Source organism: Sneathiella sedimenti (genome assembly GCF_017313765.1).
Lineage (GTDB): Bacteria > Pseudomonadota > Alphaproteobacteria > Sneathiellales > Sneathiellaceae > Sneathiella > Sneathiella sedimenti.
Window position 1 is genome coordinate 348,755 of sequence record NZ_JAFLNC010000003.1, and the last position, 26,483, is coordinate 375,237.

Genomic DNA, 26,483 nt, shown 5'->3' on the forward strand with positions numbered 1-26,483 from the left:
TTAGCGTCACTAATTGGCCATTTAGTCGCAACAAACATTTGAGATGTTCTCCTTAATTTCTCGAAAGAGTGTTTAGGAGTTTGTCTTGGAACCGTTACGATTTAATAATCTGGAGCTTCGGTTGGCCCGCAATGCGGCTGACCTGGACGCAGCCCAGGCTTTACGTTATCGCATTTTCTACGAGGAAATGGGCGCTAAACCGTCAGTTCTCTGCCGGGAACAATCGCGGGACATGGACCGGTTCGATGAGTTTTGCGATCATTTGCTCGTGATCGATCTTGAGAAAGGAACCGAGGGTGCCCCTTATGTCGTCGGAACCTATCGCTTCCTCCGCAGCAGTGTTGCAAAGAAAAAGGGTGGTTTCTATTCAGAGTCTGAATTTGACCTTTGCAACCTGACGCTCTTTCCCGGCGAGATCATGGAACTGGGCCGGTCCTGCATCGATGCGGCCTATCGCCGGCGTGGTGCGATGCAGCTTTTATGGCGCGGAATTGCAAGTTATATCCATCTTCACAATGTTCAGATAATGTTCGGTTGTGGCAGTATTCACGGCACGGATTTGAAGGAACAGGCGCGGGTCCTTTCCTATCTGCATCATTTCCACAAGGCGCCGGGGCATCTTCGCCCCCGTGCGCTGGAAGAACATTATATCCCGATGAAGATGATGAAGCGCAAGGAAGTTGATATCGAGCTTGCCCAGCGTGAGTTGCCGCCCCTTTTGAAGGGATATCTCCGCCTAGGTGGGTATATCGGAGACGGCGCGGTCATCGACCATGAATTCAATACAATTGATGTATGTGTGATTGTGGAAACCGAGAATGTAACAAGCAAATATATCCGCCATTTCTCACGTGACAGACGGGAGAGTGAAAAACCGCTAGCCTCCGTTGCAACGGGAAATCCGGTTCAAATCTATTCCTAATCCGTCGAGGCACCCTGTGCAATCCACCAGCCAATAAGCTTGCGTTCCTCATCTGTCATCTGGGTGAGATTGCCGAGCGGCATGGTTTTCGTATCGACGGTTTGCTGTTTGATCCGGGTCTTCTCGCGCGCGATTTGCGCAGCTGTTTCCAGCCGGACACCTTTCGGCGGGCTTTCGAAATCCTTGTTTGCCGGCTTGGCCGCATGGCAACTGGTACAGCGTTCATGAATAATGGTTTCTACCGCAGAGAAAGATATCTTTTCGGTTGGCACGCTTTCCGGCTTTGGCGCCGCTGCATAGGCAATGGCGAAAAAAAGTACAAAGGCGATGGGGAGCAGGATAAAGCCCTGCTTCGCCTTGCCCTGGTTTTTCATGTTGAAATAATGCCTGACCAATACTCCGACCAGAGAGATTCCTGCGAGCAACAACCAGCCATATGAGCTCCCATAGGTCATCGGGTAGTGGTTGCTGATCATGATAAACAGGACCGGCAGGGTGAAATAATTGTTGTGTAGGGATCTTTGCTTCGCCCGGAGACCATAAACAGGATCGGGGGCCTCTCCCTTTTTTGCGGCAGTGACAAGGGCAACCTGTCCCGGAATGATGATTATCAGGACATTCGCCACCATGATTGTCCCCATGATCGCGCCGACATGGATATAGGCGCCGCGGCCGCTGAAAACCTGGGATAGTCCATAGGCCGCGAAGGTGAGCAGGGCAAACAGGACCAGACCGAAGATCATCTGGTTGTTGATCAAGGGGGACTTGCAGAGCTGATCATAGATGATCCAGCCGCCCGCGATGGAACCCACGCCAATCAGGATTGCCGCATCGGTGGAAATATCGGCAATATTCCTGTCGATGAGATAAATGTCTGCGCCGAAGTAATAGAGGATTGTCAGCAGGATAAAGCCGCTGATCCAAGTAAAGTAAGCTTCATATTTGAACCAATGAAGTCTCTCCGGGATTTCAGGGGGCGCCAGTCGGTACTTCTGTACTTCATAAAACCCGCCGCCATGCACCGCCCAAAGCTCGCCGCCGACACCTGCCTTGTCCTTATATCCGTCCTTTTCCGGTGGCGTAAGGTTCATGTCCAGCCAGACAAAGTAAAAGGAGGCCCCGATCCAGGCAATACCGGTAATCATATGAATCCAGCGGATAGCGAGTTGAAACCATTCCATCAATTCTATTTCCATCAACTCCCCCTATGATATCCCGTTGTGATGGGTGGTTTTCCCTTGTTTGCTGGGTATCGCGTTGCCGGCGATGAGGCGGCGATATGCGGTGACGATTTGAGCCGCTGCATAGTTTACTTCAGCTACCGTGGTCGGCTGGCCAATCCCGAGCCGAATGGTCCCCGCAATATCGATTGAGTTTTGTCCCATCGCCCTTAGGACATGGGAGGGCTCACCGGACGTCGAGCTACAAGCCGATCCTGTACTAAGCGCGAGATCAGGAAGTTCATGCAGAAGATCTTCCGCCTCAATCCCTTTGAATGTCAGGCTGACGCAGCCGGGTATATGCGGTGCCTCTTCTCCATTTAACTCAATTGCATTACCCAACTCGGCTTCAAGACGCTGAATGAGCCGTGCGCGAAGACCCTGTAAATGCTCCCGCGCATTTGATCGATATTCCCTGATTAACCGGCAGGCCTCTCCCAAACCGGTGCAAAGAGCCGTCGGGAGCGTACCCGGTCGGATCGATCGCTGTTGTGCGCCGCCATGAAGCAGAGGAGTGATTTCTGTTCCGTCCCGCACATACAGGGCGCCAATGCCCATCGGTCCATATAGTTTATGGGCCGACAGGCTGAGGAGAGATATGTTCATTGCGCGTACGTCAATTTTCTCAGTTGCAAGCGCCTGCACCGCGTCCGTATGAAAGAGAATTCGCCGCTCTTTACAGATTTGGCCGATAGCGCTGAGGTTCTGGCAGACACCGGTTTCGTTATTGGCCGCCATAATGGAAATCAGGATCGTTTCCGGTCGTATGGCGGACATTAGATCATCAAGGTTGATCAGCCCGTTTTTGTCGACCGGCTGCAATGTTACCGTGACATTCTCCTGCGCGGCGAGATGGTCAAGCGGTTGAAGGACAGATTCATGTTCCGTTTGACCTGAAATAATATGGCGCGGCCCAGTCCGGGCTCTGGCGATACCGAGAAGCGCGAGATTGTTCGCTTCTGTCGCTCCGGCAGTAAAAATAATCTCATGCGGTCGCGCATTGATCAACGCCGCAACATGGTCCTGTGCCTCTTCAATCTTGCGCCTGCCCTGATGCCCGAAGCGGTGAGTGCTGCTATGCGGGTTGCCGGTGAAATCTTGCAGGCAATCTGTCATGACCTTTTCGATCCGGTGATCAAGTGGCGTGGAGGCCTGATAATCCAGGTAGATTGGAAGGGTCAGAGTCTCGCCTTCAAACATCACTTGTCGGCGGTCTGTTGTCCGGCTGGCCATGACCTAGGCCCCATAAGCCTCAAGCCGGGAGATCATGGCCTGTTTTTCTTTCTCACTGCAGAAGCTTGCCTCAAAACCATTGCGCGCGAGCTTTAGGATTTCAGCTTTCGTCAGGCTCAGACTTTCGATGATGGCGTCGTAGTTCTCGTTTACATAGCCGCCGAAATAGGAGGGATCATCGGAATTGACGGTCGCCTTCAGTCCAAGGTCCAGCATTTTCTTGATGGGGTGAGCCCGCATGTCTGTCACGCCAGCAAGCTTGTAGTTTGAGAGAGGGCAGACTGTAAGCGCAATCTGGCTGTCTGCGAGCCGCGTCACCAGTGCCGTATCTTCAAGTGCCCGATTGCCATGGTCCAGCCGATCTACTTTTAGCAGGTCAAGGGCTTCGTAGACGTACTCAGGCGGGCCTTCTTCGCCGGCATGGGCGACGGCAAGGAACCCTTCGGCCTTTGCTTTTTCAAACACCCGGGCGAATTTGGACGGTGGATGCCCCATCTCCGATGAGTCAAGGCCGACCGCCGTAATCCTGTCGCGGAAGGGAAGCGCTTGAGCAAGGGTGTCAAAGGCTGCATCTTCACTTAAATGACGCAAAAAACAGAGGATGAGTTTTGACGTAATGCCAAACTTTGCGAGGCCGTCATCCAGCGCCCGGGTAATGCCGTCAATAACCGTTGCGAAGGGGACGCCTCTGTCCGTATGACCTTGCGGATCAAAGAATATCTCAACATGGATGACGTTTTGTTCCTGCATTTTGGTCAGGTATGCGAACGTCAGATCATAGAAATCCTGCTCTTTCAGCAGAACACTCATTCCCTGGTAATAGATATCGAGAAAATCCTGCAGGTTTGAGAAACTGTAGGCGTCGCGAACTTCCTGCACAGTCGCAAACGGGATCTCAATGTCATTGCGTTTGGCGAGCGCAAACATCAGCTCCGGTTCCAGGCTGCCTTCGATATGAAGATGCAGCTCTGCCTTCGGCATTTTTTGAATGAAGCGCTTCAGGTCATCCATGGCCGTATCACTTCCCTGCTACTAGTGGAAATATATCCCCGCCGAAATTACCGAACTCGGCGGGGACACGGGACTCTTAACAGAAGTTATTTCGGTAATTTTCCGTCAACGCCTTCTACGTACCAGTTCAGTCCGAGAAGGGTTCCATCGTCTAGCGCTTCCCCTTCTTTCGCACCAACAGATCCGTCCTGCTTGTTAAACGGACCGGCAAAAGGTACGATTGACCCATCTTCAATACCTTTTCTGGTTTCTTCAGCAAGGGCAATGACATCAGCGGGGATCGCTTCGTTATAAGGTGCGAGTTCCACCATGCCGGACTTCAAGCCACCCCAAGTGTCTTCTGATTTCCAGGTGCCGTCGAGTGCGGCTTTGGTGCGGGCAACATAGTATCCGTCCCAGTTATCGATAATCGCCGTCAATTGTGCCTTAGGAGCAAATTTGGCCATATCTGACGCCTGGCCGACAGCCCATACGCCACGGTTTTCGGCAACCTGAAGCGGTGCCGGGCTGTCCGTGTGCTGCAAGATGATATCCGCACCCTGGTCAATCAGGGCCTTGGCAGCATCGCCTTCCTTGCCTGGGTCATACCAGGTGTTTACCCAGGCGACCTTCACGGTGACATCCGGGTTTACGCTGCGCGCGGCGAGGGTCATGGCGTTGATGCCGCGAACAACCTCCGGGATGGGGAAGGAACCGACATAACCAATGACGTTGGATTTGGTCATTTTGCCGGCGATTTTTCCAACCACATAGCGTCCTTCATAGAAGCGCGCGGAATATGTGCTGACGTTATCGGCTCGCTTATAGCCGGTGGCATGCTCGAACTTCACATCCGGGAATTGTTTGGCGACTTTGAGGGTCGGATTCATGAAGCCAAAAGAAGTCGTGAAAATCAGTTTATAGCCATCTGCAGCCATTTGGCGAATGACCGGCTCGCTGCTTGATTCCTTGACGCTCTCGACATAGCTGGTTTTGACTTTGTCGCCGAATTCATTTTGAACGGCTTGTCTGCCAAGTTCATGGCGGTATGTCCAGCCATGGTCACCAATCGGACCGACATAGATAAATCCGACTTTATCTTCTGCGGCTGCCGTCCCACCCATAAGTAATCCGCCGGCCAATGCGACTGCACTGACGAGGCCTGAGAATTGTTTTCGTGTCATAACTTTCTCCTTCTTGAACAGAAATTATTCGCTCTTACGCCGCCGGATGAAAAATCTTGCCTATGCAAGCCGGCGCATGTTTTCGAATGCGGGATTCGTCTTTCGATATCAGGACGAGAACAAGTATTGTCGCCAAATACGGCAGCATCGAAAGGACTTGTGAGGGTACGTTAAGTCCGGCGGCCTGTGCGTGCAACTGCAAAATCGTGATGCCGCCAAACATATAGGCGCCAACCAGCACCAGGCCGGGTTTCCATGTCGCAAAGACGATCAGGGCAAGGGCGATCCAGCCCCGTCCCGCGGTCATATTCTCTGCCCACATCGGCGTGTAGGCGAGTGATAGATACGCGCCGCCAATGCCCGACATCGCCCCCCCGAACATCACCGCCAGATATCGAATGGCAATAACCGGATACCCGATTGAATGTGCGGCATCATGAGAATCACCAACGGCCCGCAAGATCAGCCCGGCCTTGGTTTTGTAAAGGAGCCAGCTTACAAGGGCGACCATGACGAAAGACAGGTACACCAAGACGTCCTGGCCAAATATGATGGGGCCGATAAAGGGGAGGTCGGACAAGCCCGTGATGTTGAGCTTGCTCAAGGCGGCAATTGGTTCGCCGACAAATTCCTGCCCCATCAACGCGCTCAAACCCACACCAAACAAGGTGAGCGCCAGGCCAGTTGCGACCTGGTTCGCCATGAGCGAAAGGGTGAGCACCCCGAAAAGAAATGCCATAATTGCGCCGGCCAGAGCCGCCGCACCGACGGCGAGGAAATAGTTGCCGGTTACGAGTGCCGTGATAAATCCACTGACGGCACCGACCAGCATCATCCCCTCAACCCCGAGGTTGAGGACCCCCGATTTTTCCGTCACAAGTTCCCCGATCCCGGCGAAAACAAGAGGAGTCGCCGCCGTAATGACAGTGAGGATAATCGGAACGACCCAATCAAATCCACTCATTGTGACGTTACCTTTCTTGCTATATTCAGACGGAACCGGTAATGGACGAGGACATCGCAGGCAAGCAGGAAAAACAGCACCATTCCCTGAAACACGCCGGTTACAGCAACCGGCAGACCAAGGTTAATTTGTGCGGTCTCGCCGCCGAGATAGGTGAGGGCCATGAGGAGGCCCGCGAAGAAAATCCCGACCGGATGAAGACGCCCGAGAAATGCCACGATAATTGCCGTAAAGCCATAACCCGGAGATATGGACGGGACGACCTGTCCAATTGGGCCGCTGACTTCGGAAAGGCCGGCGATACCTGACAGGGCACCGGCAAAAAGAAGGGTAAACCAGATGATTTTTTTCCGGCTAAAGCCGGCATAACCGCCTGCGCGGGGAGCTTCACCAATGACCTTGACTTGAAAACCAATCAGGGTGCGTGCCATCATGATCCAAGCGCCGAATACAGCGAGAAGCGCCATAAGGGTGCCAAAATGCATTCTGGTGCCTGATATCAGTATAGGCATGCTGGCGCTGTCGCTGAAAGTCTCGGACTCTGGAAAGTTGAAGCCTGCAGGATCCCGCCACGGGCCGTGAATCAGCAACGAAAGTATCAGCAGTGCCACATAGACCAGCATCAGGCTGGTCAGGATTTCATTTGCATTGAATCGTGTTTTGAAGAATGCCGGTATGGCGGCCCAGGCGGCACCTCCCAACGCTCCCATAACTATCATCGCCGGCAAAAGAAAAATGCTGTCAGTTTCCGGGAAGTAGATAAACAGGCTGCTGCCGACGATGGCGCCCATCGTCAATTGACCTTCAGCGCCGATATTCCAGACATTGGCGCGGAAACCGACAGACAGGCCGATAGCACATAAAATCAGCGGGGTGGCCTTTACGAATAATTCAGAGAATTCGTACTTGGTATCGAGTGGAGCGATGAAGAACTGGTACAGCGCCTCAATCGGGTTAACGCCGAGAGATTCAAACAGGACTATACTGCTCAGCACCGTCAGGACGAGGGCGATGATCGGGGTCAAATAGACCATCGTTTTGGAGTACTCAGCCCGTTTTTCAATCTTAAGCAACATCGGCGGCCCCCGCAGTTTCACCCATACCGTGAGTGCCTCCCATAAGCAGTCCTATTTCTTCTATCGTTATCTCGTTCAACTCCCGACCGACGGACAGGCGGCCTTCCGCGATAACAGCAATACGGTCGCTAATCGCGAAGAGTTCATCGAGATCCTGGCTCACGACGAGCACGGCCGCACCCGCCTCGGCTAGATCGATAAGCGTTTGGTGAATGAAGGCGGCGGCTCCGGCATCCACGCCCCAGGTCGGGTGGGCAACAATCAATATCCCAGGTTTTTGCAGGACTTCGCGGCCGACAATAAATTTCTGCAAGTTTCCGCCGGAAAGGCTGCTGGCGGTATGATGTATACCGGGCGTTCGTACATCGAATTCTTTCACGATCTCTGACGCATATTCGGCGGTGCTACTATTATTGATAAAGCCGCCGTTTAACAGTGCCATACGGCTATAACCGCTCAAGAAGGCATTCTCTGTCAGAAGCATTTCGGGCACGGAACCGTGGCCAAGCCTATCTTCAGGAACAAACGCGAGCCCGAGATCGCGACGCGGGTTCGGACCAAGCCGGCCGATTGGTTTCCCATCGAGCATAATGGTATCCGGGTTTCGGCAAATCGTCTCCCCACTCAAGGCGGAGAGAAGTTCAATCTGGCCATTACCCGCAACGCCTGCGATGCCAAAAATTTCACCGCTGCGGACATCGAAGTTGATGGCGTTGAGATTGACGCCGAATTCAACATCCGCGTCGATCGACAGGTCCCGGACTTTTAACCGGATCGGCCCACCGTTAGCTGTTTCATGATGCTCAGGTGCCCTCAGGTTGGTCCCGATCATCATTTCAGCAAGGCTTTTCGCCGTCTCCTTGGTCGGGTCGCATTCACTGATATATTTACCGCCGCGCAGGATGGTCGCCTTATGGCAGAGCTCTTTTATTTCATCGAGTTTGTGGCTGATGTAGAGAATGGACACGCCTTCACCAGACAGTCGCCTGAGCGTTTCAAACATCTTCTCGGCCTCCTGCGGGGTGAGGACTGACGTTGGCTCGTCCATGATCAGGAGTTTTGGCTTTTGCAACAGGCAGCGAACGATCTCAATGCGTTGTTTCTCACCGACGGAGAGCGTATGGACTTGCCGGTTCGGTTCAAGCGGCAGCCCGTAACTGTTGGATACTTCGATAATATCCCGCTCCAGGATCTTCATGTCCTGGCGGCCGGACATGCCAAGTGCGATATTTTCGGTGACTGTCATTGCCTCGAATAGGGAAAAATGCTGAAAGACCATCCCAATACCAATTTTCCGGGCGGTATGAGGGTTTGGAATGGTTACAGGAGAGCCGGCCCAGATAATCTCCCCTTCATCTGCCTGCAGGACGCCATAGATGGTTTTAACAAGCGTGCTTTTCCCCGCGCCATTCTCACCGAGTAGTGCGTGAATTTCGCCCGGCATGATTTTAAGATCGATATGATCGTTGGCAAGGCAACCGGGATAGGCCTTTGTTATTCCCCGCAGTTCGAGTTGCGGAGTTCCCCCCTCGTTCCCATTCATTTTGCTATCCCCGAAATTGCACCCTCTCCTTCACTATTGCCATATCTTCCGTTGTTGTTGCTATCTGGTAAAGCTTTTTCAGTTTGAGTTATGGACTTCATCCCAGCGGCGGGGAGATTTGCTGTCCTTTTTCTGGTAGTGCCGACGCAAAATATCCGCTGAAACACTAAGCGCGATTTCAGCCGGGCGTTTCCCCTCTTGCCCCGGCAGCCCGATTGGGCAGGTTATCCTGGAAATTGCGGAAGGGCTGAAGCCTCTTACCGCCAGCCGCTTTTCAAATTTTGATTTTTTTGTTCTTGAGCCGATCAGCCCAATAAACGCGGCATCATCTCTGGAGGACAGCAGCTTCTCGCAGATTTCAAGATCGAGTTGATGACTATGTGTCATAACGATGAAATAGCTTCCCGTTGGGCTGTCGGGAATGGCGCTAACACTGTTCTCTGTGACAACCATGGCTACGTTTTTTGGAGTATTCTCTGGAAACTCGGACGCGCGGGAATCAATCCAGGTGATCTGGCAGGGAAGGGGCGCAAGCGCTGTAGCCAATGCCCGTCCAACGTGGCCCGCACCGAAGATCGTGACATGAAACTCGGTATCCAGAAGGGACTGGACGAGAGTAAATGTCTTGTAGACTGAGTTCCTGTTTTCAACGATTTCCGATCCCGGTGAGGCGAGTCTTCGTTCAATTGCCGCTTGAAGCGGTTTATCGAGGTAGGTCAGGCTGTCGCTCGCCCGGACAATTTGTTGGCGGCATTCGGACAATGACCAGTGCGATAAAATAACAGAATTCTCATTATCAATAATTAACCGGTTAAATATTGATAATGCTGTTTCGTCGGCAAGTTTGTTCAGTAATAACTCAACATAACCGCCGCAGCATTGCGCGAGCTCAGGCCCGAGCGGCAGCTCATAGATATCCGAAAACTTGGTCTCCCTGCCAAGAAGGTCGCGGGCCTTTTCAATAGCAATATATTCAAGTCGTCCACCGCCAATGGTCCCAATGCATTTGGTTGCTGTTATCAGCATATTCGAACCGGTGTCGCGCGGGGTTGACCCCTTGATCCGTCCGACGGTGACAAGGACCGCTGGGCCATCGAGAGTCGGCTCATAGCCAGCTCGTATTTCCGACCAGTTGCTCATTGGGCGGCTTCCGTAAGTTTGTTTGACCGTGCGGTTTCTGATATTTTTTGAATGGCCATCAGGACCTTTTCCGGCGTCGCCGGGGCATCCAGTTCCGGATAGAGGCGATAGTCGGCGATGCTGGAAATCGCGTCTGCAATCGCATTAAAGGCTGAGATGGCGAGCATCAGGGGCGGCTCGCCCACCGCCTTGGAGCGGAAAATGGTTTCTTCGACATTCTCGCCTCGTTCAAAAATCTTCATATTGAATTTGGCCGGGCGATCACTGCAGGCAGGGATTTTATAGGTCGACGGCGCATGTGTTTTGAGGATGCCCTTATCATCGTAATAGAGTTCTTCTGTCGTCAGCCAACCCATCCCCTGGATATAGCCACCTTCAATCTGGCCAAGATCAACTGCCGGGTTCAGGCTTTTACCGGTATCGTGAAGTATATCTACCGCGACAACCTTGTTTTCCCCCGTAAGGGTATCAATCACCACTTCAGAAACAGCGGCGCCATAAGCAAAATAATAGAAGGGACGTCCGCTAAAGGTTTCCGCATCATAATGAATTTTCGGTGTCCGGTAGTAACCTGTGGCGGAGAGAGAAATCCGGCTCATATAAGCCATCTGCACTAGGTCCCGGAAGGAAATAACCTGATTTCCGACACGGATACGGTTCGGCAGGAAAGTAACATCAGACAGTTTCGCGCCGTAATATTCAGCTGCGAACCGGGAGAGGCGCTCCTTAATCTCTAAAGCGGCAGCTTCTGCCGCTTTGCCGTTGATATCCGCGCCTGAAGATGCGGCCGTCGCCGATGTGTTTGGAACCTTGTCCGTCCGTGTCGCGGTGATTTTTACCCGCTCAATATCAATCTGGAGAACCTCTGCGACTACCTGGGCGACCTTGATATAGAGACCCTGTCCCATTTCCGTTCCGCCATGATTAATCATCACGCTGCCGTCCGTGTAGACATGAAGTAATGCGCCGGCCTGATTAAGATGGGTAGCCGTAAAGGAGATGCCGAATTTTACCGGGGTGAGGGCAATTCCTTTCTTAAGGTAAGGGCTGGTCTCGTTAAAGGTACGGATAGCGCGCCGGCGCGCCGCGTAGTCGGAACTTTTTTCTAGCTCAGCTATAATTTCCGGAGCGACATTGTCTTCGACAGTCATTTGGTATGGCGTGACATTGCGGGTTTTTTTGCCATAGAGGTTGATCTTGCGAACGTCAATTGGGTCCTTGCCAAGATAGCAGGCGATGGCGTCCATCATACGCTCTGGAGCCAGCATCCCCTGCGGGCCGCCGAAGCCGCGAAAAGCAGTGTTGGATACGGTGTGAGTCTTGCAGCGATGGGAGATAATCGTCACATTCTCGAAATAGTAACAATTGTCCGCATGGAACATAGCCCGGTCATTGATGGAGCCGGATAAATCTACGGATCGACCGCAGCGGGAGGCAAAGATAAATTCCGCCCCGCTGACGCGCCCTTTATCATCAAATCCCATTTCAACGGTCACAACGAAGTCGTGCCGCTTGCCGGTCATGATCATGTCATCGTCCCGGTCCAGGCGAAGTTTCGCAGGCCGGCCGGTTAGTTTTGTCGTCAGGCCCGCGATGGCTGCAAACCACGCACCCTGGGTCTCTTTGCCGCCGAAACCGCCGCCCATGCGCCGAACCTCAACAGTGACGGCGTGATCCGGCAGGTCGAGGAACTTTGCGACATTGTGCTGCACTTCCGTCGGATGCTGGGTGGAAGAGTAGACAAAAATATCTTCATCTTCACCCGGCAGGGTAAGGGCGACATGACCCTCCAGATAGAAATGATCTTGCCCGCCAATGTCGAACCGCTGCGTAAGGCGATGCTTTGCCGCCTTTATCGCCGCCGTCGCATCGCCCCGCCTTATTTCCCGTGTTGGCAGGACAAAAGACTTTTCGGCCATCGCCTGTTCGACGGTGACAATTGCCGGTAATTCTTCATAGTCGATAACAGCTAATTTGGCGGCTGCCCGGGCCTGATCGATAGTTTCGGCGGCAACGGCAAAAAGTGATTGCCCCGCATATTCGACGATATCTTCTGCAAATACCGGATCGTCACCGGCAATGGGGGACGCGTCATTGACGCCGGGCACATCTTCCGCGGTCATAACGGCGACAACGCCGGGTGCCTGCCGAACTGCCGAGACATCCAGTTTCAGAATTCTTGCATGCGCTTTTTCACTCTGGGCAATATAGAGATGCAGCAGGTCCTTTGGTTCCGGGATATCATCTATGTAGAGCGCTTCTCCCGTCACCTGTTTTGCGGCACTATCATGGTGTCTGGGAGCATGAACGGCACCGCGGATAATGTTTCGGCTGAGTGGCGGATTACGCATAGGCCAACCCTCCTTCACCAACCAGTCGCGTCGCAATATCCGGCGTGACCGTTTCGATATAGAATTTTCGAAGCAGGTTCTGTGCCGCAAGCATCCTGTACTGTTCACTCGCCCGCATGTCCGTCAGGGGATGGTAATCCTCAGTCATGGAGGCCACTGCGTTTGAAATTGTCGTTTCGTCCCAGACCTGTCCGATAATTGCTTCTTCCGTTTTGCGTGCGCGTTTCGGGGTGGCCGCCATGCCGCCGTAGCAAATGCGGATATCGTCGACGACATCCCCTTTCAAGGTAAGGTTAAAGGCGGCACAAACCGCTGAAATATCCTGGTCGAAGCGTTTGGATATTTTATAGGTTGCAAATTTGCTGCCCGTCTCGGGAAGGGGCAATGTAACAGCGGCAACAAATTCCCCGGGGTTCAGGTCCTGTTTGCCATAGTCGATAAAGAAATTCTCAAGCGGTATGTCGCGCCGACCATCTTTTGAGCGTAAATGAAGCTGAGCCCCCAGAGCTATCAGCGCAGGCGGTGTGTCACCAATAGGCGACCCATTGGCAATATTGCCGCCAATTGTGCCGCTGTTGCGGATCTGTGTGGACGCGATGCGGCGGATCAGTTCCCCGAAGTCTGGATATAACTCGGCAAGGGGTGCCCAGGCGTCGCTATAGGTAACACCCGCGCCGATTTTTAATCCGCCTTGCTGCGTGTTGATGGTTTTGAGCTCTCGAATTTGCCCGAGGTAGATTACGGTCGCTAAATCACGATGCTGTTTTGTTACCCAAAGGCCCACATCCGTGGCCCCAGCCAGAAGCGTCGCCTGCGGATAGCGGGCAAGAATCTCGACCAGTTCATCGGTTGTTTTCGGCGCAAAATAGGTGCGATCTTGCCACGTCAGTTGAAGTCCGGCTTCCTTCTCGAGGGCCGCGAGCAGGGCGATCGTGTTCGCTTCTGTTGCATGAAACTTGTCCTTGGCGTTGGATTGAGCAACCGTTATCGCTGCCTCGACGATTGTTCCGTATCCTGTGCAGCGACACAGGTTTCCCGCCAAAACATCGTTGATATGTAGTCTATCGACTTTCGGGTTGGAGTGCATTTCTGCAAACAGCGACATAACGAAACCCGGGGTGCAAAAGCCGCATTGCGTACCATTGGCCTCAACCATGGCCTGTTGTACAGGATGCAGGGTGCCGTCTTTTGCCTTCAGGTCCTCGACGGTGATAAGTTCCTTGCCATCGAGGGTGGGCAGGAACTGGATGCAGGCATTGACGGCCTGATAGCGGAGTTTTCCTTCCACCAACTCCCCAAGTACGACGGTACAGGCCCCGCAATCGCCTTCGGCGCATCCCTCTTTAGTGCCAGTCAGCGCCTGGTTATAGCGAAGATAGTTCAGTACTGTCATCGTCGGGTCAATATTCTCCAACGTGACAATTTCACCCTTGTGAATGTATTTGATCTTCTGGCGCATAAGGAACGTCCGATCGTGCATTATATCATCATATCATATCATTCCGAGGACCTTAACTTCCCCGATAGGTGGAGTAGCCAAAAGGCGAAATAAGTAGGGGTACGTGGTAATGCTCCTCCGCGTCGGCAATTCCAAAGCGAAGAACAACTTCATCGAAAAATTTGGGGTTCGGCAGGACGAGACCGCTCTGATCGAAATAAGGTCCTACATGGAAATGAAGTTCATACTGCCCTTGAGAAAATGAGTCTCCCTCCAGGAGGGGCTCATCGCATCGGCCGTCGGCATTTGTGCGCCTGGTTTCGATCAAGGTCCACTGATTATCCGTTTGCCGGAAAAGTTCAATCTGAATTCCTTCTCCGGGTGCGCCGGCGGTTGTATCCAGAACATGCGTTGTCAGTTTGCCCATAGCTGCCCTTAAAGAATGCTCCCTGTCCCAGCTCTCCCAAGGGGACGGTCAAAATTCTGCATTACACAATTCAGATTGTCCACATAATTTATTATTTTTGTATACAATAATTTAAAGTATTGTATAAATAATGTGAGGGAATATAAAAGTTTAAGGAAGATTCATGAGCCGGACTGCCCCAACAGCCGCCTTGAACCGAGGAAGTAGAGCCTCTCCCAAGGTTTCGCAGAATGACTTTATATATGAGGAGATGCTGGATGCCATTCTTGAGCAAAGACTGGCCCCTGGCACCAAGCTTTCCGAGGACACATTAGGCGAAATATTCGGCGTCAGCCGGACGGTGATCCGCACGGTCCTGCAACGGCTCGCCCATGAGCGGATTGTCCGAATTCAACCCAACCGGGGAGCCTTCGTCTCAGAACCGTCGCCAGAAGAAGCACGAGAGGTCCTGCAGGCCCGACGCCTGATTGAGGAAGGAATTATTCGCGGAGCCGTCCGCAACCAGTCTCCAGAAGACATCCAGGAGCTCAATCAGTCTGTTGCCGCGGAGCGCCACAGTCTGGAAAACGGGGATCATGAGGCCTGGGTTCGATTGTCGGGGGATTTTCATTTGAAGCTGGCGGAAATTGCACGGAACCAAACGCTATCGGCTTTTTTGAGGGAGCTCGTTTCGCGGACGTCCCTGATCATCGTCCAGTATCAGAAAGGGGCGGTTTCGCCCTGTAGCTGCGATGAACATTCAGAGATAATTGAGGCCATTGCCGCGCGTGACGAAAATCGCGCAATTACGCTGATGAATACTCATTTGCAGGCGTGTGAAGATCAACTCAATTTGTGTGAAAATGACACCAAGGCCGACCTCTACTCGATCTTTGCCAAGCCTACCAGAAAGACCGGAAAATCCAGGGGCGCGAAATGAGTGAACGACAGGATTATCCGCGTGATCTGATTGGCTATGGTGGGACGCCGCCCGATCCGAAATGGCCGGGAAAGGCGCGAATAGCGGTTCAGTTTGTCCTCAATTATGAAGAGGGCGGCGAAAACTGTATCCTGCACGGGGACGATGCATCAGAATCATTTCTTTCCGAGATTATCGGGGCTGTGCCACTTCAGGGAAAGCGGCACATCAGCATGGAATCGCTTTATGAATATGGCAGCCGCACCGGTGTCTGGCGGATCCTTAACTTATTTAAAAAATATGATATCCCGTTAACCGTTTTTGGTGTCGCCATGGCGCTGGAGCGAAACCCCGACGTTACCCGCGCGTTCGTTGATCTTGGCCATGAGATTTGTAGCCACGGCTATCGCTGGATCAACTATCAGGATGTGCCGGAAGCGGTCGAGCGCGCACATATGCAAAAAGCGATTGAGATTATCGAGCGATTGACGGGCAAGCGCCCGTTGGGGTGGTATACCGGCCGGACCAGCCAGAATACCCGCCGCCTTGTCTCGGAAGAGGGGGGCTTTCTCTATGATGCGGATGCCTATGACGATGATCTGCCTTACTGGAATTATGAGGGCGGACGCCCCCAGTTGATAATCCCCTATACACTCGATGCAAATGACATGCGGTTTGCGTCCTTGCAGGGGTTTAACAGCGGTGATCAGTTTTACGCCTATCTGAAGGATAGTTTTGACACCCTTTATGAGGAGGGAGCGACAAGTCCGAAAATGATGTCTGTCGGGCTGCATTGCCGAATTGTTGGCAGGCCGGGACGCATCGCGGCGCTCAAACGCTTTATCGAATATGCACGTGGCCATGACGATGTCTGGTTTTGCCGGCGGATCGATATCGCCCGGCACTGGCATGAATACCATCCTCCTGCTTCGGAAAAGGCTCAGTCGTGACCAAATTTAAATCATTGCCTAGTAAAATGAACAGTGTTCAATTTATTGGGAAATTCGGGGGCGTTTATGAGCATTCCCCTTGGGTGGCGGAGCGCGCCTGGGTCCACGGCATTACCGAAAAGCATGATGAGATAGAAGAGTTGGCGGATTTGATGGCGAGGATTGTAGCGGATGCGGATGAATTGGAAAAACACACGCTCATCAAGGCGCATCCGGACCTAGCGGGAAAGGCTGCCGTAAAGGGGGAATTGACCGCGGCGTCAACATCGGAGCAGGCAGGCGCGGGGCTGGACAATTGCACGGCGGAGGAATTCGCGATATTTCAGGATTATAACGCAGCCTATAAGAAAAAATTCGGATTTCCCTTTATCATGGCGGTAAAAAATAGTGATCGTCGAAAGATTCTGGCCGGGTTCGAAGCACGGCTTCAAAACTCGGTAGAGGAGGAATTTGCCACGGCGCTCGCGGAAATCGACAAGATTGCCCGGTTTCGCCTGGCGGAGCTTTAAGTATTTCGGTCCCCGGATCGCAGATGGAGAGATGAATGAGTTCGCCAACCGCAGATAATGCCAGTTTCCTCCGGAAGCATGTTGATCTTGCGTCGCCGCGCCTTGGCGCGGAAGTGACGTTTGCAACGGATGATTTCTTCGCTGACAAATCCCGGCTTATAGATCCGGCGCCGGCGGTTTTCATTGCTGATAAGTATGATGAAAACGGGAAATGGATGGATGGCTGGGAAAGCCGCCGCAAGCGCGGGGAGGGCTATGATTACTGTATTGTCCGCCTGGGTCTTCCCGGCATAATTCATGGTGTCGATATTGATACCAGCCATTTTACGGGAAATTTCCCGCCGTCGGCGTCAATTGATGCCTGTCTTGTTGAGGACGAGCCGGACCCGAATACGAAATGGACCGAAATTCTCCCTGCCGTCGGCCTTAAAGGGAACAGCCATCATATTCATGAGGTGTCGGATGGGCGGACCTGGAGCCATTTACGGCTTAACATCTATCCGGACGGTGGTGTTGCCCGTCTTCGTGTCTATGGGCAAGTCCAGTGTAACTGGGATTTGCGTGATCCTGAAGAACTGGTTGATCTTGCGGCGCTGGTCAACGGCGGGCGGGGAATCGCGGCGAGCGATCAGCATTACGGCACACCGTCGCAAATTCTGGCACCGGGGCGCGGCATTAATATGGGGGACGGCTGGGAAACTCGCCGACGGCGGGAACCTGGCAATGACTGGGCATTGATCGGCCTTGGTCATCCGGGCGTCATTTCAAAAATCGAGGTGGATACTGCGCATTTCAAGGGTAACTATCCGGACCGCTGTTCAATTCAGGCCGCCATGGTAACCGGTGGCACAGAGGAATCTCTGGTCACGCAAAGCATGTTCTGGAAAACACTCCTGCCGGAACAGAAGCTTGAAATGGATGCCATTCACAGTTTTGAAAAAGAGGTGGTCGACATCGGCCCGGTCAGTCACGTTCGGCTCAACATCATTCCCGATGGAGGGATCAGCCGCCTTAGGCTGTTCGGTCGACTAAAGAGGGATGCGAAATGACCCTCAAGATACAACCATTGACGAGGGAGGCGTTTGCGCCCTTTGGCGATGTGATCCAGACGGACGGTGCGGAAAATTTTCTGATTAATGAGGGATCAACAATCCGTTTTCACGATCTCGCGAATATTGAAACAGATCCCGAGGGAAAAGTTCTCGTGAATATCTTTCGGGCCAGTCCCCTCGACTATCCGCTTGCCATTCGTTTGGTGGAGCGACATCCGAAAGGCAGCCAGGCCTTTGTTCCGTTGAATAACCGGCCCTATCTTGTGCTTGTCGCACCGAAAGGGGAGTCAGTGCGGCCGGAGGATATACGGGTGTTCATGGCAAAAGGCCATCAGGGCGTTAATTATCATGCCGGCACTTGGCATCATCCTGTCCTCGCATTGGAAGAGGTAAGTGATTTTCTGGTGATTGACAGGGGCGGGGCAGGAAATAATTGTGATGAGTTCTACTTCGAGGACCCGAACCTGATCCTTGCCCTATAATTTGCTCCGGTAGTGGTAGTGGTAAAGTACCTCGCGAAAACCCACGCGGCTCCAAAAATCACGCCCAGACCTATTTTCTGTCACGACCTGTAGATACGCCCGAGCGATGCCTGCGTTCTTAGCGCACTGGAGCATATGGCGGGCAATTCGTGCGGCAAAACCTCGACGGCGAAAGTTCGGATGGGTCGCGAACTCAAAAAGTCCGAGGTAATCCTTCGATTGAACCCCCATCCCGCAGGCTACGATCTCCTTTCCGCGTAGTATCGCGATGGCCTGAATGTCGAGTTGGATCAGGGACAGCATTTCCCTGAAGACGGCCTGTTGCGCCGTGTTCTGCCCGGTAAGTGCAGCAACGCCTTTCATCCAGAATTCCGAATTGGCGTCATAAGTGACAAGATCACTGCCGGAATCGGAACTGTAGGAATCGTCGATTGTCTGTACGCGCACTTCCGTCTCGCCAAATAAGCCGTAGTTTCGCTCCGCCAGCAACGGGTCAAGGCCGTCATCCGCGAGCGGGGTCAGACGGAAGTGACTGGGTTGTCTCTCTTTCGCATAGGCCGCTTCGCAGTAATCGATTTTTTCTTGGATCGGCAGTTCGCCACGCGATACAACATTGACCGAATTGGCCCGACGTGTATGGTTCCGGGCAAAACGAAGATGCCAGCCGTCATAGATTTCTGTTCTAAGTGCGGGGATGGCGGAAAGGGAGTGGGCTTCTATTTCAGCGATCCGATGTATCATAATGCATCATTGAAACTTAATTGAGTTCGTATTCCTAAGAGGGCCGGGAATTATCTCCCATACTGCCACAGGAGCATTGGTCTGCCCATGGGTTCTTTATTTAAGCCGTTGAAGAATCGCCTGATGACGGTTTGTATAATCTCTATGATCCTGATCACTTTCCTGTTTATGCGGTTTGTTGATCTCCGGCCCGAAGTCTCGCCCGATTTCTTTTTTGGCTCGAATGATCCGGAGCTCGCCCAGGCTGCAGCCATTCATGATCTGTTTCCATCTGATGAATTCCTGATGTTCAGTGTCGGGGCACGCGATATTTTCTCACCCCGATATTATGATCGGCTTTTGAGCTTTTCGGAAGATCTCGCCAAGATCGCCGGGATAAGCCGTGTAGTGAGTGTTGCCACAGGGCCTGAGAATGTGAAAGCCGCAAGCAAAAGCCCGTTCTGGCGACCGCTTCTCATCAGCGACGATAACAGCGCCACGTTGATAATTGCGTTTATTGACTCGAATGCGTCTCCAGACCTGATTCTGGAGGTGGAGGCTACGTCTGCACTTTTCAGCGATGGCGAGGTATTTGATATTCGGATCTCGGGGATGCCATATATTGTCGAGCAGATCCGCCGAAGTCTGGTCTATGATCTTAAAATCTTCAGCACGGCATCTCTTGTCATTTTTGCGATCATCCTGTTGATGGTTTTCCGGTCGCCGGTGATCGCCCTTGGCGCCTGCGCGAGTGGCATTACAGCGATTTTTCTGACATTGCTGATATTACAGGGGCTTGGCCAGTCAATTGGTATTCTGACGGCAAATCTTGCGATTATTGTCTTTGTCCTTGTCCAGTCGCAGGTAATTTATCTGACGGCGAATTGGCGACAACTTTGTGAGAGCGAGGGCGTCGGTGCGGTGCGTCGTGCGGTATTCCAGACTTTTCGAGCATCATTCTGGTGCATGGTGACAACGCTGCTTGGTTTTGCAACGCTGGTAAGTGTGGCGGCGGAACCATTGCGTCAGCTCGGGACAGGAGGTGTCGTCGGGGCAATCGTCGCGCTGCTAAGCTGCTATCTGCTTTACCCCGTTTTCCTGCTCTTCGCGGTAAGGCGGCAGCCAGAGGTTAAGGTATCACGCGACGCGGGAAACAAGAAATTGGCGCGTGGATTTCAATACGGAATTGGTTTCTGCCTGATATTGATCGCCTTGGCGACGGTGCCGGGGCTGTTCCGCCTGAACACCGACCCGAGCCTTCTCTCCTATTTTGAGGAAGGATCCGATCTTCATGAAGGGCTCGCCTTCGTCGATAGAAACGGCGGCAGTAGCCCCCTCAAGCTCGTTGTCCGGCTGAAAGAGGGCGGGCGTTTGGACACGGAATCCGGATATGAGGCCATGTGGCGTTTGCATAACGATCTTCTGGCTGAGAAAAATGTCGGAACGGTCATTTCGCTGCCTGCGCTATTGGCCGAGGCGAACTCCCATCCGCTAGCCTTCCTGTTGCCATGGCGGGAAATTGTGAGCCTCTTGTCACTGGGCATTAACGATAACGTTGTGAACAGTTTCCTGAATGAAGACAGGGATCAGGTACTCTATGTGCTCAGGATGAAGGAAACCTCACGGGTAGAGCCACGCAACGAGGTTACAGAACGGCTCCAAGGTATCGTCACAGCCGCAGGGTTTGAGACGACTCTTGTTGGAGGGGTTTACATGTTGCAGGGGCGGCTTTCCGATCTGGTGACGCGTAGTCTCCTCACCGGAATTTCTATGTTGCTTCTGCTTTTTGGAATGATCGCGTGGATGGTTAGTCGTAATTGGCGGATCGCAGCAGCGATGACTGTCACGGCGGCGCTGATTCCTGTCACGCTGTTGGGGAGCGCGTCCTTGTTCGGAATACCGGTGGATATCGTATCCGCGCCTGCTGTCAGCGTGTGCTTCGGTATCGCCGTTGATGCGCTGATACATCTGGCGCTGGCGCTTCGACGAAACGGATATCCAGCAAAAGGGGAGGCGGCGATTGATAACGCGTTACGGGACCAGTATTTGGGAATCGTTACGTCCAGCGGAATTATTGCGACCGGTTTCATGATCTTTTCGATTTCTGCTTTTCCGCCGACTGCTCGCTTCGGCGGGGAGATTGTACTTGGCGCCCTCTTTGCGGGCGTGGCGGCGCTCACCTTGTTTCCCATGTTGGCCAGGCTGTTTGTAACTTCGTTGAGGTCTGCATGACCGTCGATTTTACTAGAACCGGTTTGCCGGTTGTCGGTATTCTGGAAGATATCGCATCGGCATTTAAATCCGCGCCGTCCGCAATTCTGCAAGCCGCCCCCGGTGCGGGTAAAACAACACTGGTGCCGCTATATCTGCTGCAAATGGGACTGATTGGCGATCAAAAAATTATCATGCTGGAGCCCCGCCGTCTTGCTGCTCGCGCCGCTGCACGCCGGATGGCAGACCTTCTTGGTGAGGACGTTGGCCAAACCGTCGGGTATCGCGTACGCCTTGACAGTCAGGTCAGTCGCCAGACCCGGATTGAAGTGGTGACGGAAGGTATTCTGACGCGCCGGTTGCAGGCCGATCCGGAACTCTCGGGCGTGGGTCTCATAATATTTGACGAATTCCACGAACGTAGCCTGCAAACCGATCTTGGACTGGTTCTTGTGAGGCAGGTACAGGAAATCCTGCGGGATGACTTAAAGTTACTGCTGATGTCTGCCACGATAGAGGGAGTCCGTCTTTCCAATGCGTTGGGCGGTGCTCCGATCATTAAAAGCGATGGCCGCCAATTCCCGGTCGAGACACGATTTCTACCGCGCCCCTCCCCGAAACGGATTGAACACACAGCAGCCGCAGTGGTGGAGCAGGCGGTTCAGGAGGAGACGGGCGATATTCTTGTTTTCCTGCCCGGGGCAGGTGAAATCACGCGAACAGAAAAGCTGCTTATGGGGTCGGAGAATTTGCCTGATACTATGATATTGCCGCTCTATGGCAATCTTCCCGCCAGGGATCAGGACCGTGCCATTTTGCCAGATCCTGACGGTAAGCGGAAAATTGTCCTGTCGACGGATATTGCCGAAACCAGCCTTACCATAGAAGGCGTGCGGATTGTCATCGATGCTGGGTTGGCCCGTAATCCTGTCTTTGATCCAAATAGTGGTATGACGGCGTTGTCGACCCGGCGGGTCAGCCGCGCGTCTGCTGATCAACGGCGGGGACGTGCGGGTCGGCAAGGGCCGGGAATCTGTTATCGCCTCTGGACAGCGGCCGAGGATCGGGGCCTCGTCGAATTTGCCTCGCCTGAAATCATGAATGCGGACTTAAGTTCCCTCGTCCTTGAACTTGTTAATTGGGGTGTACAGGATGTCAATGAACTTGCCTGGATGGATGCACCGCCACCGGGTCCCTATGCGCAAGGACGGGACATGCTCGTGGCGCTTGGTGCCCTAGATGACGCCGGGAAAATTACAGGGCTGGGACGCGAAATCGTTAAGTTCCCGCTTCATCCACGACTCGCCGGTATGCTATTGCGTGCCCGGGAGATAGGGGCGGAAAGTATTGCTGCTGATATCGCGGCACTGCTATCGGAACGGGATATACTGCGCCGCGATCGGGAGTTTCCGAACTCGGACATTCGGGCACGGCTGGATATTCTCCATGCAGCGAGAAAACACAAAGGCAAAAGCGGAGGATTTGGTTCTGTCCAGCAGATCTTGCGTGTGCGTAACGATCTCGCCCGGCGGCTTTCCGTCAAGGAGGGCGTGCAGGATAACAGCTTTATTGGGCAATTACTTGCGTTTGCCTATCCGGATCGCATTGGTGAGTTGCGAGAGGGAAGTGAGTTGCAGTATCGCCTTTCCGGAGGTCGTGGTGCCCGCCTTGCAGAGAACGACCGGCTGCAAGGAGAGCCGTATCTTGTCATTGCCGAGCTGGACGGAAAAGGGCGCGAGGCGCGGATCGATCTTGCCGCACCGATTTCCATTGCGGACATAGAGGCAAACTTCGTCGACCAGATTGTCTCAACCCGCCGTGTTTATTGGGATGAGAAAAAAGCGCGGGTTGTGGCCGTGACAGAACGAAAGTTGGGGGCGTTAGTGCTGGCGAGTCGCCGTATCAAGGACCCGGCCCCTGAGGAAATTGAGACAGCCTTGTTGAATGCGTTAAGAGGCAAGGAGTTAAAAGAGCTTCCCTGGAATTCCGACAGTCTTTCGCTCATTGAGCGCGTTAATTTCGCGAAATATAACGACCCGGATGGAGGGTGGCCAGACTTGTCACTTTCTGAACTGGAAAAAACGCTTGAAAACTGGCTTTTGCCCTACCTGGCGGGGTTAGGTTCTCTCGCGGATCTGCAGCGTCTTAATCTATTGGATGTCTTGAAAAATCTAATGAGTTGGGAGCAGCAAACGCGTCTGGATACCTTTGCCCCCGCGACGATCACGGTGCCGAGCGGGTCTCATATCCGCCTTGATTATTCAAACCCGGAGATGCCTGTTCTTGCCGTGCGCCTCCAGGAAATTTTTGGATTGGACAATGTTCCGAAGGTAGCAGATGGGCGTGTTGCCGTGTCCGTTCATTTGCTTTCCCCGGCGCGACGACCGGTTCAGATCACTCAGGACTTGGCAAGTTTCTGGCGAAATACCTATACGGACGTGAAGAAGGACTTGAAAGGTCGCTATCCGAAGCACTACTGGCCGGACGATCCCATGCAGGCGGAGGCCACGCGTCGTGTGAAGCCCCGCAAGGGGTAGCGGCGCAGTTAGTCAGATAGCAGCGAGACAGGCGATCAGGATAAAGACTTCCGAAATCTGTTGAATGGCACCCAATACATCGCCCGTTTGCCCGCCGATCTGGCGTTTTGCAATCATTCCCATCAAACTGGCGCCGACTATCCCGGCCATAAGGGCGATTGCGCCGAGTTGAGGCCCGAGTATGAAGATGGCGACGAGAACGCAAATAACCGTTGAAGCCAGTGGGGCCATCATGTCCGGGCGGCCGGCGCCATGCCCCAGCCCATCTACGCGCGCCGCGGGCAGGAGATAGAGTGCCCAGGTTATTAATCCTCGGCTGAGCGATGCCGCGACGACGATAAAGGCAAATCCGAGCAGCGGATCGGGCATGCTGCCTAGAACCGAAATTTTAAGGCCAATAACCAGAATAAGAGCGACAACCGCATAGGTTCCAACACGGCTATCCCGCATAATGGCAAGCTTTTTCTGCTTGTCGGTACCGCCGCCGAAACCGTCAACAACATCGCCAATCGCATCCTCATGAAGGGCGCCCGTCACTACTATCTGGGCGGCAATGGCAAGAATGGCAGAGACATGGAGCGGCAACCCCATATAGGCCGCAAGGAGATAAACCGTTCCTGTCACTCCGCCGACTATCAGGCCGATCAGCGCAAAGGCTCGGCAGGCAGACTTAAGCGCGGTCATATCGAAGGTGAAGCCCGGCTGTATAGGCAGACGCGTCAGAAAGATCAGACCTACCATAAAGTCCTGGATCCAGCCGCCTTTGTAAGCCGAGGGTTTGTTGGAGTGTGGGTCGGTCATTTATGTCTATTTCAATTTCTGCGGAATACCGGCGGTAATAAAATAAACCTCTTCTGCAATTTCCGCTACCTGTTGATGAAGGCGTCCCGCATGATCACGGAAGGCCCGCGCAAGTGCATTGTCAGGGACGATACCTTGGCCAACCTCGTTTGAGACGAGTACCACTGGACCGGTAAGTTTTTGCAGTCTAGCGATCAGCTTCTTGAATTCCTCCTCGACGGGTTGGCCACTTGCCATGAGGTTGCTGAGCCAGAGGGTCAAACAGTCCACAAGGATAACCCGATCTTTTGCTGAATGCTTCGCCAACGCGTCACAGAGATTGAGAGGTTCCTCAATAGTCGTCCAACCGTTCCCCCGGTCTTCTTGATGTCGCGCAATGCGGTTTTCCATTTCGCTGTCGAAGGCCTGTGCCGTCGCCAGGTAAAGGCGCGGATATCCGGTTTCCTTTACCAGATTTTCTGCAAAGTGGCTTTTGCCTGATCGGGCGCCGCCAAGAATAAGGGTGACTTTGCCGGACATGTTACCTCCGATCAATCAGATGAATGAACGACCCGGCGACAGAGCCAACAATCGCCCCAACGGAACCGAGATCTTTCCCATTTGCGTCCGAGATACTGAATAGGGAAGGAGCCGCATCAGACCTTGTCAGGGTTGCGTAATGGAACTCATGTGCGGAGTAAGGTTCATTTATATTCCCAAGAATGCAATTATCGTTCAGCCGCGCGTTTCTGTATCCAAGATGTAGCTTCGGGTTCGCGAAAGACGTTTCAACAGGCAGCAAACCCAGCATTTTGCGGCACTTTCCCCGCCGGTCGATGAGCGACTCACCAAGCACCATGAAGCCCCCACATTCGCCATAGACCGGCTTGCTTTTCGCCGCTGCCGCTTGTACGCCAGAACTGTAGTTTTCTGACGCCGCGAGTGTTTCGCCATAAAGCTCGGGATAGCCGCCAGGCAGAAATATCGCGTCGGTATCCTGATCTGGTGCCTCATTCGCCAGCGGGGAGAAAAAGGTGATTTCCGCGCCGGAATTGCGCCAACCCTCCAATATATGCGGATAGGCAAACGCAAAGGCTTCGTCGTCCGCTATGGCAATCCGCTGGGCGAGCGGGGGAATAGTCTGGATTGGAGAAACGCGTTCCAACCCAGCCGGCTTTGCAATCTTACGCAGCTCGGCAAGATCGCAGCTGGTTTCAATAATATCTGCGGCTTTTTCCAGAAATAGGTCAAGATCGGGCTTTTCGCGTGCCTGAACCAGACCAAGATGCCGGTGGTCGAGAGTGAGGCTCTCAGACTTTGGAATGAACCCGAGAGCCAGAATACCCGCCGCTGCCGCCGCGTCTTTCAGAATTTGCACATGGCCCCGACCGCCGACCTTGTTAAAAATCACGCCGGAGAGATACACATCATGTCGGTAATTATTAAAACCTTGCAGCAGGGCCGCCACGCTCGCGCCCTGGCCCTTCGCATCCACGACAAGAATAACAGGAATTCGCCAATTGGCGGCAACATCGGCAGTTGAACCGGTACCATCCCGGGCGCCGTCGAACAGGCCCATCACGCCTTCCCCGATCAACAGATCATTGCCCGAGACAGCTTGCTCAAGAACCGCGGCCTGGCTCTCACGACGCATCGCCCAAGGGTCTAGATTAAGGCAGGGATTTCCACTGGCGTGGCTGTGAAAAACCGGATCGATATAGTCCGGTCCAACCTTAAACGAGCCTATCCTGATGCCGTGTCGGCGAAATGCCCTTAAAAGAGCAAGGGTGACAGTCGTTTTCCCTGAGCCGGAGGACGGCGCAGCAATAAGCAGGGCAGGGGCTATCGCCGACACC

23 protein-coding genes are annotated in these 26,483 nt (G+C 53.4%); 8 read left to right on the forward strand and 15 right to left on the reverse strand.

Going from position 1 to position 26,483, the window contains the following annotated elements; all coding sequences use genetic code 11:
- Positions 1-85: 85 nt before the first annotated feature.
- Positions 86-922 (forward strand): GNAT family N-acetyltransferase, encoded by an 837-nt coding sequence (locus tag J0X12_RS10985; protein WP_207045599.1) that lies wholly within the window; start codon positions 86-88, stop codon positions 920-922.
- On the opposite strand, the gene J0X12_RS10990 is transcribed toward J0X12_RS10985, so the two are convergent.
- The 11 genes from J0X12_RS10990 to uraH form a co-directional block, all read right to left on the reverse strand.
- On the reverse strand, positions 919-2,118 hold the full coding sequence (locus tag J0X12_RS10990) for a urate hydroxylase PuuD (protein ID WP_207045601.1): 1,200 nt from the start codon (positions 2,116-2,118) through the stop codon (positions 919-921). The two genes, J0X12_RS10985 and J0X12_RS10990, sit on opposite strands and share 4 nt — an antisense overlap.
- A gap of 9 nt (positions 2,119-2,127) precedes the next feature.
- Positions 2,128-3,375, reverse strand: a complete 1,248-nt coding sequence (locus J0X12_RS10995; protein ID WP_207045603.1) for a cysteine desulfurase family protein — start codon at positions 3,373-3,375, stop codon at positions 2,128-2,130.
- A gap of 3 nt (positions 3,376-3,378) precedes the next feature.
- On the reverse strand, positions 3,379-4,386 hold the full coding sequence (locus J0X12_RS11000; RefSeq protein ID WP_207045605.1) for an adenosine deaminase: 1,008 nt from the start codon (positions 4,384-4,386) through the stop codon (positions 3,379-3,381).
- A gap of 86 nt (positions 4,387-4,472) precedes the next feature.
- Positions 4,473-5,549, reverse strand: a complete 1,077-nt coding sequence (locus J0X12_RS11005; RefSeq protein WP_237688103.1) for a BMP family ABC transporter substrate-binding protein — start codon at positions 5,547-5,549, stop codon at positions 4,473-4,475.
- Positions 5,550-5,583: 34 nt separating this feature from the next.
- Complete coding sequence (locus J0X12_RS11010; RefSeq protein ID WP_207045606.1) at positions 5,584-6,513, reverse strand: ABC transporter permease; 930 nt, start codon at positions 6,511-6,513, stop codon at positions 5,584-5,586.
- On the reverse strand, positions 6,510-7,589 hold the full coding sequence (locus J0X12_RS11015) for an ABC transporter permease (RefSeq protein ID WP_207045608.1): 1,080 nt from the start codon (positions 7,587-7,589) through the stop codon (positions 6,510-6,512). The genes J0X12_RS11010 and J0X12_RS11015 overlap by 4 nt, the downstream gene beginning before the upstream one ends.
- The gene (locus J0X12_RS11020; RefSeq protein WP_207045610.1) at positions 7,579-9,132 is read right to left on the reverse strand and encodes an ABC transporter ATP-binding protein; all 1,554 of its coding nucleotides are present in this window, start codon (positions 9,130-9,132) and stop codon (positions 7,579-7,581) included. Before J0X12_RS11020 ends, J0X12_RS11015 begins: the two co-directional genes overlap by 11 nt.
- A 78-nt stretch (positions 9,133-9,210) precedes the next feature.
- A complete protein-coding gene (gene xdhC / locus J0X12_RS11025) occupies positions 9,211-10,272 on the reverse strand; it encodes a xanthine dehydrogenase accessory protein XdhC (RefSeq protein ID WP_207045612.1) in 1,062 nt (353 codons plus the stop codon).
- Entirely contained in the window at positions 10,269-12,623 is a 2,355-nt protein-coding gene (gene xdhB / locus J0X12_RS11030; RefSeq protein ID WP_207045614.1) for a xanthine dehydrogenase molybdopterin binding subunit, read from the reverse strand. The genes xdhC and xdhB overlap by 4 nt, the downstream gene beginning before the upstream one ends.
- Positions 12,616-14,082 (reverse strand): xanthine dehydrogenase small subunit, encoded by a 1,467-nt coding sequence (gene xdhA / locus J0X12_RS11035; protein ID WP_207045615.1) that lies wholly within the window; start codon positions 14,080-14,082, stop codon positions 12,616-12,618. Before xdhA ends, xdhB begins: the two co-directional genes overlap by 8 nt.
- A gap of 52 nt (positions 14,083-14,134) precedes the next feature.
- Positions 14,135-14,488 (reverse strand): hydroxyisourate hydrolase, encoded by a 354-nt coding sequence (gene uraH / locus J0X12_RS11040; protein WP_207045626.1) that lies wholly within the window; start codon positions 14,486-14,488, stop codon positions 14,135-14,137.
- Positions 14,489-14,651: 163 nt separating this feature from the next.
- Between uraH and J0X12_RS11045 the strand changes: the two genes are divergently transcribed.
- Genes J0X12_RS11045 through J0X12_RS11065 form a run of 5 tightly spaced genes read left to right on the forward strand, consistent with a single transcriptional unit; the run spans position 14,652 to position 18,379 of the window.
- Positions 14,652-15,407: a GntR family transcriptional regulator gene (locus tag J0X12_RS11045; protein ID WP_207045627.1), complete on the forward strand. Its 756-nt coding sequence runs from the start codon at positions 14,652-14,654 to the stop codon at positions 15,405-15,407.
- Positions 15,404-16,336 (forward strand): allantoinase PuuE, encoded by a 933-nt coding sequence (gene puuE / locus J0X12_RS11050; protein ID WP_207045629.1) that lies wholly within the window; start codon positions 15,404-15,406, stop codon positions 16,334-16,336. The genes J0X12_RS11045 and puuE overlap by 4 nt, the downstream gene beginning before the upstream one ends.
- Positions 16,333-16,845 carry a 2-oxo-4-hydroxy-4-carboxy-5-ureidoimidazoline decarboxylase gene (gene uraD / locus J0X12_RS11055; RefSeq protein ID WP_420497072.1) on the forward strand — a complete coding sequence of 171 codons (513 nt, stop codon included), beginning with the start codon at positions 16,333-16,335 and terminating at the stop codon, positions 16,843-16,845. Before puuE ends, uraD begins: the two co-directional genes overlap by 4 nt.
- 35 nt (positions 16,846-16,880) lie before the next feature.
- Positions 16,881-17,894, forward strand: coding sequence for an allantoicase (alc, locus tag J0X12_RS11060; RefSeq protein WP_207045633.1), 1,014 nt, complete (start codon positions 16,881-16,883; stop codon positions 17,892-17,894).
- Positions 17,891-18,379, forward strand: coding sequence for an ureidoglycolate lyase (locus J0X12_RS11065; protein ID WP_207045636.1), 489 nt, complete (start codon positions 17,891-17,893; stop codon positions 18,377-18,379). The genes alc and J0X12_RS11065 overlap by 4 nt, the downstream gene beginning before the upstream one ends.
- Here the strand turns inward: J0X12_RS11065 and J0X12_RS11070 are convergent.
- Positions 18,374-19,120, reverse strand: coding sequence for a GNAT family N-acetyltransferase (locus tag J0X12_RS11070; protein WP_207045637.1), 747 nt, complete (start codon positions 19,118-19,120; stop codon positions 18,374-18,376). The genes J0X12_RS11065 and J0X12_RS11070 overlap by 6 nt on opposite strands.
- 123 nt (positions 19,121-19,243) lie before the next feature.
- Here J0X12_RS11070 and J0X12_RS11075 point away from each other — a divergent pair, with 123 nt between their 5' ends.
- Positions 19,244-21,331: an efflux RND transporter permease subunit gene (locus J0X12_RS11075; protein WP_207045639.1), complete on the forward strand. Its 2,088-nt coding sequence runs from the start codon at positions 19,244-19,246 to the stop codon at positions 21,329-21,331.
- The gene (gene hrpB, locus J0X12_RS11080; RefSeq protein WP_207045641.1) at positions 21,328-23,847 is read left to right on the forward strand and encodes an ATP-dependent helicase HrpB; all 2,520 of its coding nucleotides are present in this window, start codon (positions 21,328-21,330) and stop codon (positions 23,845-23,847) included. Before J0X12_RS11075 ends, hrpB begins: the two co-directional genes overlap by 4 nt.
- 12 nt (positions 23,848-23,859) lie before the next feature.
- Here hrpB and cobS read toward each other — a convergent pair whose 3' ends face one another.
- Genes cobS through J0X12_RS11095 form a run of 3 tightly spaced genes read right to left on the reverse strand, consistent with a single transcriptional unit; the run spans position 23,860 to position 26,482 of the window.
- Entirely contained in the window at positions 23,860-24,648 is a 789-nt protein-coding gene (gene cobS, locus J0X12_RS11085) for an adenosylcobinamide-GDP ribazoletransferase (protein WP_207045643.1), read from the reverse strand.
- Positions 24,649-24,654: 6 nt separating this feature from the next.
- A complete protein-coding gene (gene cobU, locus J0X12_RS11090) occupies positions 24,655-25,167 on the reverse strand; it encodes a bifunctional adenosylcobinamide kinase/adenosylcobinamide-phosphate guanylyltransferase (protein ID WP_207045645.1) in 513 nt (170 codons plus the stop codon).
- Between the two features lies 1 nt (position 25,168).
- The gene (locus tag J0X12_RS11095) at positions 25,169-26,482 is read right to left on the reverse strand and encodes a cobyrinic acid a,c-diamide synthase CobB (RefSeq protein WP_207045647.1); all 1,314 of its coding nucleotides are present in this window, start codon (positions 26,480-26,482) and stop codon (positions 25,169-25,171) included.
- Position 26,483 lies beyond the last annotated feature (1 nt).